The organism is Xanthomonas sp. WCS2018Noco2-27, assembly GCF_031843525.1.
Classification (GTDB): domain Bacteria; phylum Pseudomonadota; class Gammaproteobacteria; order Xanthomonadales; family Xanthomonadaceae; genus Xanthomonas.
This window is the reverse complement of the sequence record NZ_JAVTIK010000007.1, coordinates 121,296-134,867: the sequence shown is the minus strand read 5'-3', so window position 1 is coordinate 134,867 and position 13,572 is coordinate 121,296. Positions and strand designations below refer to the sequence as shown.

Genomic DNA, 13,572 nt, shown 5'->3' with positions numbered 1-13,572 from the left:
CGCGGCCGGTGCTCGGAATCGGCATGTACCACGCGTACACTCCGGTTCCTGCGCGCCGTCCACACCCACCTGACGACTGCTCGCTACGTTTTGTCAGCCGCTCTTACAGCGGCACGGCACAGGACGCGCCATGATCATCGTTGGAAAGCTGTTCCGGGTCTTGCGGCGCCACGTGCGCCGCGTCAGTTGGGGCATGGTGGCGCTGGCGTTGCTGGCTCACATGGGCCTGAGCTGGGCGTTGCTGTGGCTGGCTGGCGAGCACAAGCTGGTCGGTCTGGATGCGTTTCCGTATTACTACATGACCACCGCCACCACCATCGGCTATGGCGACCTGTCGCCGGGTTCGGTGGCCGGGCGCTATATCGCCGCGCTCGTGTTGATGCCGGGCGCGGTGGCGTTGTTCGCCACGGTGCTGGCCAAGACCAGCGGCGTCCTCATCACGTTTTGGAGGCGTCATTCCATGGGCAAGATGGCCTACGCCGATTTGAGCGGGCACACCATTTTGATCGGCTGGCAGGGCGCGGCTTCGGCACGCTTGCTGGAGCTGTTGCTGTCCGACACCGCCACCGACGACGAAGGCGTGGTGCTGATCGCCGAAGGGGTCGCTGAAAACCCGATGCCCGACCATATGCGCTTTGTCGCCGCCGAGTCGTACACGCATACCGAGGTGTACCTGCGCGCCGGCATCGCGGGCGCGGCGCGGGTGATCGTCAATCCGCCGTCCGACGACCAGACCCTGGCGGCGGTGTTCGCGTTGATGGCGCATGCGCCGCGCGCGCATGTGGTGGCGCATTTCGACTCGGCCAGCGCCGCGCGTCTGGTCAACCACCATTACCCGGCCATCGAGTGCACGCGCCCGATGACCGCCGAAATCCTGGCCCGCGCCGCGCAGGACCCGGGCAGTGCCGCCATCACCGCCGAGTTGTTGTCGGTGGACGATGGCCCCACCCAGTTCAGTCTTGCCGTGCCTGCGGAGGTGGACGCGCTGGATTACAGCCGGCTCGCCGCCGATTTCAGCCAGCGCGGCGCCTTGCTGCTGGGGCTGCGTGCGCCCGATGGCGCATTGCGCTTGAACCCGCCAGCACGCACCGCTGTCGCCGGCGGTGCCATGCTGTATTACCTGGCCGAACAGCGGGTGCCAGCGCAGGCGATTGCGTGGCAGGCACTGCGCGCCGCCGACCCCATTCCTGCATCGCCACAAGGTGTCTGACGATGAGTTTTTTCAGCAAGTTGTTCGGCCAACCGCAACCGCCACCGTTGCCCAGCTCCGGCACCGGCGCCATCGGGCATGCACTGCCGCTGGGCCTGCGCGTGGGGGGGCAGGTGGCCATCGATACCACGCTGTACCGCATGGCGCCGGATGCCATGACCGCCGAGTTGCCGGGCGGCAATCAGGGCATCCCGTGCTATGGCCACGTCAATCTGGGCGATGGTTATTCGCTGCACCGGTTCTATCTGGACGACGATGCGTTTTTGCAGGTCACCACCGTGGGCGGCGATCTGGAGGCGATGAAGGCGTTCGTGTATTGCGAGACGGTGAACCCACCGAGCAAGCAGGCGTTTCAGGAGTTCGTGATGCAGCACCCGCACCTGGGCGCGGCGCAGATCGAGTACGCCGGCAAACGCTGGGAGCGCGCCACCCAATCCACCGATGATGCCGCGCGCATTCCGCCGATCGCCTACGACGAGGTGCTGTACCGCTATCAGCCGCCGCGCCGCGATGGCGACCTGACCCATTACGCCATGCTCTACAGCCGCGATGTGCCCGAGCTGCAGCGCGAAGAATTTTTGCTGGTGACCGGCGAGGATTCCGGCCCCAACGAATTTTGCGTGACCTACGCAGTCGGTATCGACGTCACCGTCGCCGATCTGGACATCACCTGAGCGCGCGCTCGCCCTTCACTCAACCGGTCCTGTCATGAATCCGATCAATCTGCAGAGTTTTCTCGCGTTTCTTTCCTACTTCGGTACCGGCCTGGGCGTGTTGATCGTCGCGGTGGTGCTGGTGACCCTGGTCACCCCGCACAAGGATTTCACCTTGCTGCGGCAAGGCAATGTAGCCGCTGCCACCGCGTTGGCCGGCAACCTGATCGGGGTGGCGCTGCCGCTGCATTCGGCCATCACCCATTCGGTGAGTCTGATCGATGCCTTGATCTGGGGCGTAGTCGCCTGCGGCATCCAGGTGGTGGCGTATCTGCTGGCCAACCTGGTGGCCGGACGCATCTCGCGGCAGATCACCGACAACGTCGCCGCCGCCGGTATTTTTTCTGCCGGCGTGTCGATTGCGGTTGGCCTGATCAACGCCGCTGCGATCACGCCGTAACGGAGCCTGCGCCATGAAGCGATCACGCAATCTCAAGCTCACCCTGATGGCGGCATTGCCGGCCGCGCTGGTCACCGGCTGCGGCTCGGAGCCGGAAACCGGCGTGGTGCTGCAGTCGGCCTCCGACTGCTACCAGGTCAAGCAGGAACAGAACGACATCCAGCAATGCCTCAAGGCCTACGACGAGGCGGTGGCCAAGCACCAGCAGGCCGCGCCGCGTTTCAACACCCGCTACGAGTGCGACGAACAGTTCGGTAGCTGCACCGCGGTGCAGAATCAGGGCCAGCAGAGCTGGATTCCGCCGATGGGCGGATTTTTGCTGGGCTACGCGCTGGGCAACATGACCGGCGGTGGCGGCTATCGCTATGGCGGTTCGATTCCGTTGTATCGCGATTACCGTAGCGGCGGCTATTACAAGCCCAATGGCGATCTGGCCAGCAATCGCATCGGCAGCGTGCGCGGACGTAGTGGTGCGATCGATATGCCGACGCGCGCGATCACCGTGTCGCGCTCGGGCTTTGGCTCCAGTGCGGCGGCACGCAGCTCGTTCGGCAGCGGCGGGCGCAGTTCCGGGTTCGGCGGCTGACATGCAGCGCATCGCAATTGCCGAACGTCCGGATTGGCGTGCGCAGGCCGAGTCGCTCGGTTTCCATTTCCACACCATCGACGGCGAGCCGTATTGGGACGAACGCGCGTACTACGCCTTTTCGTTGCGGCAGATCGAAGACGACATCGAGGCGCCCACCCAAGACCTGCACGACATGGCGATGCAGTTGGTGGACGAAGTGGTCGGCTCCGAGGCGCTGCTGACCAAACTGGCCATCCCGCCGTTTTACTGGGACTGGATCGCCAACTCCTGGAAGAACCGCGACCCGCATCTGTATGGCCGCATGGACCTGGCGTACTCCGGCAACGGCCCGGCCAAGTTGTACGAGCTCAATTACGACACGCCTACCTCGTTGTATGAGGCTGCGTATTTCCAGTGGTTGTGGCTGGAGCAGCAGATCGCCGCCGGCGTGCTGCCAGCGGGTACCGATCAGTACAACCTGATCCAGGATCTGTTGTGCGAAACGCTGGGCGCGCTGGCGGTGGATGGCGCGTTGGGTGCGCAGATGCATTTTTCAGCGGTGCGCGACTCGCTGGAAGACCGCGCCACCGTGCGTTATCTGCGCGATTGCGCGCATCAGGTCGGCATTGCGACCGAAGAAGTCGCCATCGAAGACATCGGCCTGAGCGCCGAAGGCTGGTTCACCGATGACCAGGACCGCGTGATCCAGACCTTGTTCAAGCTGTATCCGCTGGAATTCATGATGGAAGAGCGCTTCGGCCCGGCGTTGATCGCCAACCGCGTGCGTCTGATCGAACCGGCATGGAAATCGGTATTGAGCAACAAGGGCATCCTGCCGCTGCTGTGGGAACGCCATGAAGGGCATCCCAATCTGCTGGCAGCGCGCTTTGCGCAGGCCGGCGAAGCACCCGCTGCCGGTTGGGTACGCAAGCCGCTGCTCTCGCGCGAAGGCGCCAACATCGCGCTGGTCACCGCGCAAGGCGAGGCCGCACACACCGATGGCCCGTATGTGGACGGCCCGGCGATCCTGCAGTCGCACCACCCGCTGCCGGTCTTCGATGGCCGCCATGCGCTGGTGGGCAGTTGGGTGGTGGCCGATCGCCCCGCCGGTTTGGGCATGCGCGACGACGATGGCCCGATCACCCGCGACACCTCGCGCTTCGTGCCGCATGTGATCGTGGACTGATCTCAACGCGTCAGCGCGTTGCAGATAGGCGATGTGGTCGTAGTGACGATGCGCGTCACGCGTGTCCAAGTAACTGCGGCGTTTGCTTTGCATACGCCGCAGTTGCGCGCAAGCCCTGCGGGCTGTGCGACGCAGCGCAGGTTTTCCACACCCCCTGTGGATGGAACTTGCACAAGGCTGTGGACAACTGCGTGCAGGCCCCGGCCCGCAACGCTGTCAAGATGGGTGGCGAAAAAATGACCAATCGCTCGCGGTGAGCGAGCCGGTGCAGCTTTTGTAGCGATCTGGACAGAATCGGCAAACTTCTGGAAGCGCTCTGCGTCGCGATGTCACTGCGGATGCAGTCGGCCAACCAGGCATGATCGTTTGCGCAAGGCCTGCACGATGCACGACGTATCCGCATCGATCCGATGTGCATGCGGCATCGGCCTATCTCGGCACCACCACTCACCGCGCCAACCACGCAGCTCTCGTCACACCCGCCGCGCCACAAAAAAGCCCGCCATCGCCAGCAACCAGGCCAGCGCGAAGACGCTCAGGTAGGCCGCCCATGGTGCCGACGCCAACAGCGCGGCGAAGAGCGCGCCGGCCAGTGCCAGCATGCCGGCAACGGCAATCGCTTCGCTCAGCTGCATCGCAGAGCTGTTGGCGCCTTGTTGCGCCGGTGGCGACAAGGCCAGCGTCAGCACCGACAGGCTGGGATACACCAGGCCCATGCCCAGGCCGGTCAGCGCCCAGCCGGCGACTGCCAGCGGCACCGGAATCGCCGGCCACACCGCGCCTGCGCCGATCACGATGCCGAGCGTCATCAGCAGCGCGCCGGTCTTGAGCAGGCGCGGACGCGACCAGCCAGCCCGGCTGTGGCCCTGGTACCACGAGCCGCTGAACCAGCCGAGCGCACCCACGCTCAGTGCCACGCCCGCCAGCAGTGGCGTGAGCCCGCGTTCGCGCGACAGCAGCAACGGCAAAAACGCCTCGAACCCGAAGAACGCCGCTGCAGCAATGCCACGCAGCGCGATCACGCTGGGCAATCCGCGCGCCAGCCGCAGCGTGCCGTCCGGCAACAGTTGCCACGCGCAATACACCGTGAGCAACAGCGGCGGCAGCATCGCGCCCAGCGCAGTCATGCCGTGCAACTGACCGCCCAGATACACGCCCAGTACGCCCAATGCCGCGCCGATGGCCCAGCCCAGCGACGCAGTTGGCGCGGCGGGATCCGCATTGGTCCAGCTCCGCCCGCGCAGTGCCGGCCACAGCATCAACCCGGCAGGAATCGCCAGCAGCGGCACCGATAGAAACACCCAACGCCAGCCCACGTGCTGCACGATCAACCCGCTGATGCTCGGCCCGATCAACGACGGCACTACCCAGCCGGCGGAGAACGCGGCAAACACGCGTGGCCGCAACGCTTCCGGATACAGCCGCCCGACAATTACGTACAACGCCACCGAATACGCGCCGGCGCCCAGCCCCTGCAACAGGCGCCCGGCGATCAGCGACGGCATGCTCGGCGCCAGCCCGGCGATCAATAGCCCGATCACAAAACACAGCAGCCCGATGCCCAGCGCGCCGCCGGGGCCGCGACGGTCGCTCCAGCGCCCGGCGGCGGTCATGCCCACCACGCTGGTGGCCAGTGTGCCGCCAAAGGCCAGCGCATACAGCGGCAAGCCGTTCAACTCGCGCGCCACGGTGGGCATGGCGGCGGCCACCGCCAGCGATTCGAAGGCATTGAGCGATACCAGCGCGACCATGCCGAGCGTGGCGGCGCGATACGGCGCTGCCAGGATCGAGGTGGGGTGCGTGGCGTGGGGCGGTGTGGCGGGCAGGGCGGTATCGGTGGGCATCGAACATCCAGAGCGAGGGAGCAGGGGCGTGACCGTGGCGCTTGCGTCGGTCATGGCCGCGCAGCATCCTGCCTCAACCAAGGTTGAGGTCAAGGCAATGCAGCGTGAGTTGTCGGTGGGCGAAGTGGCCAAGCGCAGTGGCGTGGCGGTATCGGCATTGCATTTCTATGAGCGCAAAGGCTTGATCCGCAGCCTGCGCACTGCAGGAAATCAGCGGCGTTACGCGCGCGATGTGTTGCGGCGCATCGCGGTGATTCGTGTCGCGCAACGGCTTGGGGTGCCTTTGCAGCAGGTGCTGGATGCGTTCTCGGTATTGCCGGATCAGCGCACGCCCACGCGCGCGGAATGGGCGCGCATGTCCGCGCGCTGGCGCGGGCAGCTGGATGCGCGCATCAGCGAACTGCAGGCCTTGCGCGACCAGCTCACCGATTGCATCGGCTGCGGCTGCCTGTCGTTGCGGCGCTGCCGCTTGAGCAACCCGGACGACGCACTCGGCGCGGACGGCGATGGTGCGTTGCGACTGGGCAGCTTGATTCCGGAATAAGAGTGGCTAACAAAACGTAGCGAGCGGGCGCCTGGCGGTGAGTCTGGTTTTGTCGGCCGTATCTTGGTGGATGCGGTCAGAAGTCCAGGTCAAACGCTGAGTGGATCGAGTGCGCGGTGCCCTTGCCGCTCGCGGGACACGCCGTGAACCCGTCCATGCGGACTCGGTGGCGGCATCCATGCCGCCACACGGTCCCGCAATCGGCGAGCACACCGCACCAGAGAGTTTGCTGGCTGCTTTACTCAAAGCATGCATACCGACCATCCCGACTGGTGCTTGCCTGGCTACCGTCGCGGGACCTTACGCGGCATGGATGCCGAGTAAGCGCTGACAAGGACGTACTTGCAGCGTGTCCCGCGATGGTAGGTGGGCAAGGGCCCTGCAACCAAGAGCAGCTAATAAAACTACTGTGCAGCCGCCAGGGGGCGCGGCCGGTGCTCGGAATCCTCATGTCCCACTCGTAACACTCCGGTTCCTCCGCGCCGTCCGCACCCACCTGACGACTGCTCGCTACGTTTTGTTAGCCACTCTAAGCCGCAGATCAGCCGCTCTGCGGTAGGCAGGCGTGGGTTAGTTTTGGTAGCCGCTCTCAGCATCACCGGCATGGCCGTCGCGCAGATCGTCGAGCGGAGTGCTGCTGCCGCGGAATCGTGCAGCGCCATCCGGGACCAATGGCATTCCCGCGCGCGGCGAGGCGCGCCGTAGGATGGAAGTCCCCCACGCCGCAGGATTTCGCATGACCCCCACCGTGCGCCGATCGCTTACCGTTGCATTGTCACTTGCATGCGTTGCCGTGCCCGCACTTGCCGCTCCCGCACCAGCCAGTTCCGCAACCGCAGCACCCGCACTGGCCAGCCCTTTCGATCCACTGGCCTTGTTCGCCCCATTGCACTTGCCCGATGCGCCCAATGCGTATCGCAGCGGCAGTGGCGTGCCCGGGCCGTTGTTTTGGCAGAACCGTGCCGATTACCAGCTCGACGCGCGCATCGATCCGGCCAGTCACACGCTCACCGGCACCGCCGCCATCCATTACACCAACCACAGCCCGGACACGTTGGACGTGCTGTGGCTGCAGCTGGACCAGAACATGTACCGCGCCGACGCGCGTGCGGCGGCCAGCCGTCCATCGCGGCGCACCGAGTTCACCGAGGGCATGCAGATCGCCAGCGTGGAGATCGAGCGCGATGGCCGCCGCCAGCCCGCGCATTTCGTGGTGGACGACACCCGCATGCGGGTGGACCTGCCGCAGCCGTTGGTCGGGCAGGGCAAGGCGCTGACACTGCAGATCCGTTACCGCTACCGCATTCCCGGCACCTGGGGCGGGCGCACCGCCTACAGCGCCAGCAAGCAGGGCGAGATCTACGAGATTGCGCAGTGGTATCCGCGCATGGCCGTCTACGACGATCTGCGTGGCTGGGACACGCAACCGTATCTGGGCTCGGAGTTCTATCTGGAGTACGGCGACTTCGATTACGCGGTGACCGTGCCGGATGGATTTCTGGTGGCCGGTTCCGGTGCGTTGACCAACCCGGCCGAGGTGCTCAGCCGCTCCGAGCAGCAACGTCTGCAACAGGCGCGCGACAGCGACCGCACGGTACTGATCCGCACGCCCGCAGAGGTCGCCGCACGCGCAGCGGCGCCGGCAGCCAGCGGCACGCGTACCTGGCGCTTCCATATGGAGCACACGCGCGATGTCGCGTTTGCCGCATCGCCTGCGTTCGTCTGGGATGCCGCACGCATCAACCTGCCGGGCGGCAAGCAGTCGCTGGCGATGTCGGTGTACCCGGTGGAGGGGGTGGGCGCGGATAAATGGAACCGCTCCACCGAATACGTCAAAGGTGCGATCGAACATTTTTCGCAGTGGTATGCGTACCCGTGGCCCGCTGCGATCAACCTGGGCGGCTACGGCGCGGGCATGGAATACCCCGGCATCGTGTTCGACGGCTTCGAAGACGGCGGTAAGGACCTGTTCTGGATCACCGCACACGAGATCGGCCACACCTGGTTCCCGATGATCGTCGGCTCCAACGAACGCCGCCATGCCTTCATGGACGAAGGCTTCAACACCTTTATCGATGTGTACGCATCGGATGCCTTCAACAAGGGCGAATACGCGCCCAAGCGCGACTCGGAATATGCGCCCAAGGGCGGAAACCCGGTCGATGAAATCCTGCCGTTGCTGGCAGATCGCACGGCGCCCACCTTGATGGATATCGCCGATGCCACCAGCGAAACCTACCGTCATCCGCTGACCTATTTTAAAGGCGCATTAGGGTTGGTGTTGCTGCGCGAGCAGATTTTGGGACCGGAGCGCTTCGATCCGGCGTTTCGCAAATACATCGCCACCTGGGCTTACAAACATCCCACGCCTTCGGATTTTTTCCGGTTGATGGAAAGCGAAAGCGGTGAAGACCTAAGCTGGTGGTGGCGCGGCTGGTATCTCAATAACTGGCAGCTGGACATGGGCATCGCCCGCGCGCAATACGTCGATCACGACCCGGCCAAGGGGCTGCAGCTCACCTTGCGTAGCCGGCAGAAACTGGTGATGCCGGTCACCGTGCGGGTGGATCTGGCCGACGGCAGCCATCTGGACCGTCGCGTGCCGGTGGAGACCTGGCTGCAGAACACCGCCCCGACGTTGACCCTGCCCACCACGCAGAAAGTGCTGCATGTGACCCTGGACCCGGATCATGCGCTGCCGGATGCCGACCGCAGCGACGATCGCGTGGACGTGATCGGCTGACCGTTGCCAGCGCGAGCGGGCTGACGACCCCGCTCGCCAATGCGCGCAATCGCCGCGCGCTGCAACCGCGCTACACGGCGCAATCGATTGCGAAGATTGCGCCGTTTTTTCTTTGTGTATCCGTCCGCGCTGCACTGGTTTCCAACGCCACGACCTCAGCCAGCATCAGTGCATGGCCATCATGTGCGTGGCGCGTCTGAGTCAACCACGTTGTTGTCGATGCGACGTTTGCGCAATCGCCTTGCGCGACCCTGCTGCGCCGATTTCATTGTGCGAATTTCACCGTGGCTACCGCCGGTTTTCGCGCAATCGGATGATAACGCTTACAGCCGCGCTGCCATTGAGTACCGCATGCGGGCTCAAGCGAGTGCCGTATCGGCTGTAACAGTGCGTGCCCATCACTATGCTGCAACGCACGGTGACAAGCGCTTTATCGCCTGACTAGGCTGCGCAGCGTGTTAGCGCTATCACTGGCAGACACACCGTGCAGGGCACGCGTTGCGCAGCTGTCGCCGACATCACCTCTGTTGGCGATGTCTGCTGCAGGCATGCAATGCACAACGCAGTCGACGATCGTAGGGGCGATCGGCGGCATGCGCGTTAGGGGACCGTTAGAGCAACCAACAAAACGTAGCGAGCAGTGGTCAGGCGAGTGCGGACGGCGCGCTTAAGAACCGGAATGTACGAGCGGTACATGCCGATTCCGAGCACCGGCCCCGTCCGCCTGGCGGCTGCACAACAGGTTTGTCAGCTGCTCGTATTCACAGCAGTGCTGTTCCATCGCCTACCGGGCGGTGGTCATGACTTCGCCGTGTCGCATGCCGCGACATCGGCCGTAGGCGGTTGGACTCCACTCCCGAGGACACATCGATGCGTCGTACGTTGAACAGCTTCAAGTCGAAGGCCATGTTCACCTTCGTTGGCGGCCTGTTGGTCATCAATCCCGCGTTTGCGCAGGACGTCGCGCCGCCGCCACCCGCGCCGCAGTCCAGCAGCGACTCCGCCACCACGCTCGATACCGTCAACGTCACCGGTATCCGCAGCAGCCTGGACCAGTCGATGGGCATCAAGCGCGATGCCGCCGGCGTGGTGGATGCGATCAGCGCCGAAGATATCGGCAAGTTTCCGGACACCAACCTGGCCGAATCGCTGCAACGCATCACCGGCATCTCGATCGAACGCCGCGATGGCGAAGGCGCGCAGGTCACCGCTCGCGGCTTCGGCCCGCAATTCAATACGGTCACCCTCAATGGCCGCCTGATTCCCGGTGCCGACGCCTTCGGTGCGCCCGGGCAGACGCCGATCGGTGGCGTGGATGTGGGCACGCGCGCGTTCAATTTCGCGCAGCTTGCCTCCGAAGCCATTACCGGCATCGAAGTGTTCAAGACCAGCCGCGCCACTGCACCCAGCGGCGGTATCGGCGCCACGATCAACATCCAGACCGACAAGCCGTTCAATCACGAGGGCGTGGTGGCCAATGCCGGCGCCAAGATGGTGTCCGACCGCTCGCAGCCGTTCGGCGATTCGCTCACCCCGGAAGTGTCGGGCATCTTCAGCTACACCAACCCCGACAAGACCTTCGGTATCGGCCTGAGCGCCAGTTACCAGAAGCGCCATGGCGGTTCGGTGCAGGCCACCGAAAATCGCTGGAACATCCAGCGCTGGACCGGCACCGACCCGGCACTGCGTCCGGACACCGTGGTGACCAACGCGCCGGCCATCGGCCAGCTGTATGGCCTGCCCAACGATATCCGTTACGCATTCGCCGATTTCCAGCGCGAGCGCATGAACGGCCAGGCGGTGATGCAGTTCGCACCGACCGACAGCCTCACGCTGACCCTGGATTACACCTATTCGTCTAACGAGATCCGCGAAGAACGCGGCGAGCAGGGCATCTGGTTGCAACGCGCCAATAGCTTCACCGATCTGACCTTCGATACCGGTCAGACCGTGGCCACGCCGGTGTATCTGCGCGATGTGCCCAACGGCGCCAAGGACTTCGGTATGGAGCAGCAGCGCAACGAGCAGAAGTACACGCTCGGTTCGCTCGGCTTCAACGCGGACTGGCAGGTGAGCGACCGCTTCCAGCTGACCTTCGATGCGCACAACTCCAAGACCCAGAGCCTGCCCAATGATCCGGTCACCGGCGGCAGCGCGACTTATTTCAGCTTTGCCGGCACCAACAACTGCACCGGTGGTCCGTCCTGCGGCGGCCAGTGGGGGCAGGAGTTGTGGTTCAACAACTCGCTGCCGATCGGCGCACGCACGTGGTATCCCACGGTCGCCGATTCGCTGGCCGGTACCAATGGCGTGGTCAACCCGGACTTCACCAAGAACAATCTGGGTTCGCAGGTGCAGCGCATCTACTATCAAAAGCAGGTGACCGAGACCAAGGAAGGCCGCCTGGATGGCAAGTTCGATTTCGACGACGGGCGTTTCCAGTTCGGCGTCAGCTCATCCAACACCACCATGCACCGCCTGACCAGCGACAATTATTCCACGCTGGGCGACTGGGGCGTGGCCAACGCCGGCAGGGAGCCGGGCATGACCGACCTGCTGCGGCCGGTGAGCATCGTCGGCATGTTCGATGACTTCAACGCCAATGGCGCCGCGCGTAATGCATGGCGCGGCGATGCCAGCCAGCTGGCGCTATGGGGTGGAAGCCAGTACGGCGCTGCGACGCGCTACAACCCGTTGTACAGCGCGGACAATCAGGTCGAAGAAAAGACCCGAGCGGCGTATGTGCAACTGGAATTGACCGGCGACATCGCCGGCATGACCACCAACACGCGCCTGGGCCTGCGTTACGAGCGCACCGATGTGGAATCCACCTCGCAGGTGGCCACGCCCGTCGCGCTGCAATGGCAGGCCAACAACGACTTCCAGTTGCTGCGCTCCGCCGAGCAGCAACCCTTCAGCGAAAAGACCAGCTACAACTACATCCTGCCGAATCTGGATTTCAGCATCGATATCACCGATCAGCTGAAAGGCCGTGCCTCGTTCGGCCAGACCATCGCGCGGGCGCCGTACAACAACCTCATCGCCGGACCCACGCCGAACACGCCGTCCGGCTCGGTCCTGATCAACCCGTCCAACCGCGCCAGCGGCGATTCGCAGACGCCGACCCTGGACCCGCTGGAATCGGACAACCTCGACCTGGCGCTGGAATGGTATTTCGCCGATGCCAGCTATGTGTCGGCCACGTTCTGGAACAAGCGTGTCAGCAACTTCATCGGCACCACAGTCTCGCGCGAAACCCTGTACGGCTTGACCGACCCGACCTCGGGGCCGGACGCGCAGGCTGCACTGGCGTTCCTGCAAAGCGGCGCTTGCACCGCGCAGGTGGGCGCCGCCGGCAACGACGTGGCGGCGGCCTGCTCGGCCAACGATACCTCGCTGTTTGCGGCAATGGCCTTGCTGCGTAACGCCGCTGCTACCGGTGGCCTGGGTGCGTATAACGGTGGCTCGGCGCAAAGCCTGGCGTTGGAAAATGCGTACGACATCGTGGGCAATGCATCCGACCCGCTGTATCAGTTCGATGTGTCGCGACCGGTCAACCAGAACAAGGCCAACATCCACGGCTGGGAGCTGGGCGGTCAGTACTTCTTCGGCAGTACCGGCTTCGGCATTTACGCCAACTACACCATCGTCGAAGGCGATGTGGCGTTCGACAACAACGTCATCGATCGCGATCAATTCGCGTTGCTTGGCTTGAGCGATACCGCCAACGTGATGCTGATGTTCGAGAAGTACGGTTGGAGCGCGCGTCTAGCCTGGAACTGGCGCGACGAGTACCTGATCGCGGCCAATCAGGACGCTTCCAATCGCAACCCATACTACGTCGAGGCTTATCAGCAGATCGATCTCAGCCTCAGCTACGCGGTCAACAAGCAGCTGTCGGTGGGTTTTGAGGCGATCAACCTCACCGGCGAAGACGTGCGTTGGCACGGGCGCTCGGAGAAGCAGATCGTCCGCCTGATCGACCAGCAGCCGCGCTATACGTTGGGTGTGCGCTACGCGTTCTGAGTGCATCGCAGACGTCGTGATGCTTTGACGCCAGTGCGGCCTGTCTGCGCAGCCGGTGTGTGCCTTGGTGCACGCCGGCTGCCGCGCAGGCTGTCTCTGCGCGATACGCGCATGCGATGGTGCCAGTCGAGATCTGTGTGGGCGAAGCTGCCGCACCAGCCACACCAGCCACACAGGCTGCATGCGTCATCCGGCAGCGATATCGGAGACGAGCGCAACAGGCGGCACAGTTGCGCTGCGTCATCGAAGTGAAACCGGCCCACGGATGACGTGTCCGCCAATCGACAGCCCATCATCTGCAGTCCGGCGGCACATGCTGCCCTGCCGCTTGCCGGCTT

9 protein-coding genes and 3 other RNA genes are annotated in these 13,572 nt (G+C 64.4%); 10 read left to right on the top strand and 2 right to left on the bottom strand.

All coding sequences use genetic code 11. The features are described 5' to 3' along the window. Positions 1–23: 23 nt before the first annotated feature. From RQH86_RS13575 to RQH86_RS13550, 6 genes are all read left to right on the top strand, one after another. Positions 24–99, top strand: a non-coding RNA gene (locus RQH86_RS13575) — sX9 sRNA. Positions 100–130: 31 nt separating this feature from the next. Then, positions 131–1,210 carry an ion channel gene (locus RQH86_RS13570; RefSeq protein WP_311240640.1) on the top strand — a complete coding sequence of 360 codons (1,080 nt, stop codon included), beginning with the start codon at positions 131–133 and terminating at the stop codon, positions 1,208–1,210. Beyond that, the gene (locus RQH86_RS13565) at positions 1,207–1,884 is read left to right on the top strand and encodes a YjfK family protein (RefSeq protein WP_193589327.1); all 678 of its coding nucleotides are present in this window, start codon (positions 1,207–1,209) and stop codon (positions 1,882–1,884) included. Before RQH86_RS13570 ends, RQH86_RS13565 begins: the two co-directional genes overlap by 4 nt. 34 nt (positions 1,885–1,918) lie before the next feature. Then, positions 1,919–2,323 carry a DUF350 domain-containing protein gene (locus RQH86_RS13560; RefSeq protein WP_115513533.1) on the top strand — a complete coding sequence of 135 codons (405 nt, stop codon included), beginning with the start codon at positions 1,919–1,921 and terminating at the stop codon, positions 2,321–2,323. Positions 2,324–2,336: 13 nt separating this feature from the next. Next, on the top strand, positions 2,337–2,909 hold the full coding sequence (locus RQH86_RS13555) for a DUF1190 domain-containing protein (RefSeq protein WP_115513532.1): 573 nt from the start codon (positions 2,337–2,339) through the stop codon (positions 2,907–2,909). Between the two features lies 1 nt (position 2,910). Beyond that, positions 2,911–4,077, top strand: a complete 1,167-nt coding sequence (locus RQH86_RS13550; protein WP_311240639.1) for a glutathionylspermidine synthase family protein — start codon at positions 2,911–2,913, stop codon at positions 4,075–4,077. A gap of 473 nt (positions 4,078–4,550) precedes the next feature. Here RQH86_RS13550 and RQH86_RS13545 read toward each other — a convergent pair whose 3' ends face one another. Continuing rightward, complete coding sequence (locus RQH86_RS13545; RefSeq protein WP_311240638.1) at positions 4,551–5,921, bottom strand: MFS transporter; 1,371 nt, start codon at positions 5,919–5,921, stop codon at positions 4,551–4,553. A 97-nt stretch (positions 5,922–6,018) separates the two neighbouring features. On the opposite strand from RQH86_RS13545, the gene soxR reads away from it, so the two are divergent. The 3 genes from soxR to RQH86_RS13530 all read left to right on the top strand — a co-directional run bounded on the left by soxR (position 6,019) and on the right by RQH86_RS13530 (position 9,208). Beyond that, positions 6,019–6,465, top strand: a complete 447-nt coding sequence (gene soxR, locus RQH86_RS13540) for a redox-sensitive transcriptional activator SoxR (protein WP_055850382.1) — start codon at positions 6,019–6,021, stop codon at positions 6,463–6,465. 449 nt (positions 6,466–6,914) lie between these two features. After that, a non-coding RNA gene (locus RQH86_RS13535) (sX9 sRNA) lies at positions 6,915–6,991 on the top strand. A 210-nt stretch (positions 6,992–7,201) separates the two neighbouring features. Then, positions 7,202–9,208 carry a M1 family metallopeptidase gene (locus tag RQH86_RS13530; protein WP_311239977.1) on the top strand — a complete coding sequence of 669 codons (2,007 nt, stop codon included), beginning with the start codon at positions 7,202–7,204 and terminating at the stop codon, positions 9,206–9,208. Between the two features lie 618 nt (positions 9,209–9,826). Here the strand turns inward: RQH86_RS13530 and RQH86_RS13525 are convergent. Further along, a non-coding RNA gene (locus tag RQH86_RS13525) (sX9 sRNA) lies at positions 9,827–9,904 on the bottom strand. Positions 9,905–10,078: 174 nt separating this feature from the next. Between RQH86_RS13525 and RQH86_RS13520 the strand changes: the two genes are divergently transcribed. Then, on the top strand, positions 10,079–13,234 hold the full coding sequence (locus tag RQH86_RS13520) for a TonB-dependent receptor (protein ID WP_161961665.1): 3,156 nt from the start codon (positions 10,079–10,081) through the stop codon (positions 13,232–13,234). Positions 13,235–13,572 lie beyond the last annotated feature (338 nt).

Coding starts and splice junctions, on each gene's coding strand:
- RQH86_RS13570 (WP_311240640.1), top strand. CDS start 131: ATGATCATCGTTGGAAAGCTGTTCCGGGTCTTGCGGCGCCACGTGCGC.
- RQH86_RS13560 (WP_115513533.1), top strand. CDS start 1,919: ATGAATCCGATCAATCTGCAGAGTTTTCTCGCGTTTCTTTCCTACTTC.
- RQH86_RS13555 (WP_115513532.1), top strand. CDS start 2,337: ATGAAGCGATCACGCAATCTCAAGCTCACCCTGATGGCGGCATTGCCG.
- RQH86_RS13550 (WP_311240639.1), top strand. CDS start 2,911: ATGCAGCGCATCGCAATTGCCGAACGTCCGGATTGGCGTGCGCAGGCC.
- RQH86_RS13545 (WP_311240638.1), bottom strand. CDS start 5,921: ATGCCCACCGATACCGCCCTGCCCGCCACACCGCCCCACGCCACGCAC.
- soxR (WP_055850382.1), top strand. CDS start 6,019: ATGCAGCGTGAGTTGTCGGTGGGCGAAGTGGCCAAGCGCAGTGGCGTG.
- RQH86_RS13530 (WP_311239977.1), top strand. CDS start 7,202: ATGACCCCCACCGTGCGCCGATCGCTTACCGTTGCATTGTCACTTGCA.
- RQH86_RS13520 (WP_161961665.1), top strand. CDS start 10,079: ATGCGTCGTACGTTGAACAGCTTCAAGTCGAAGGCCATGTTCACCTTC.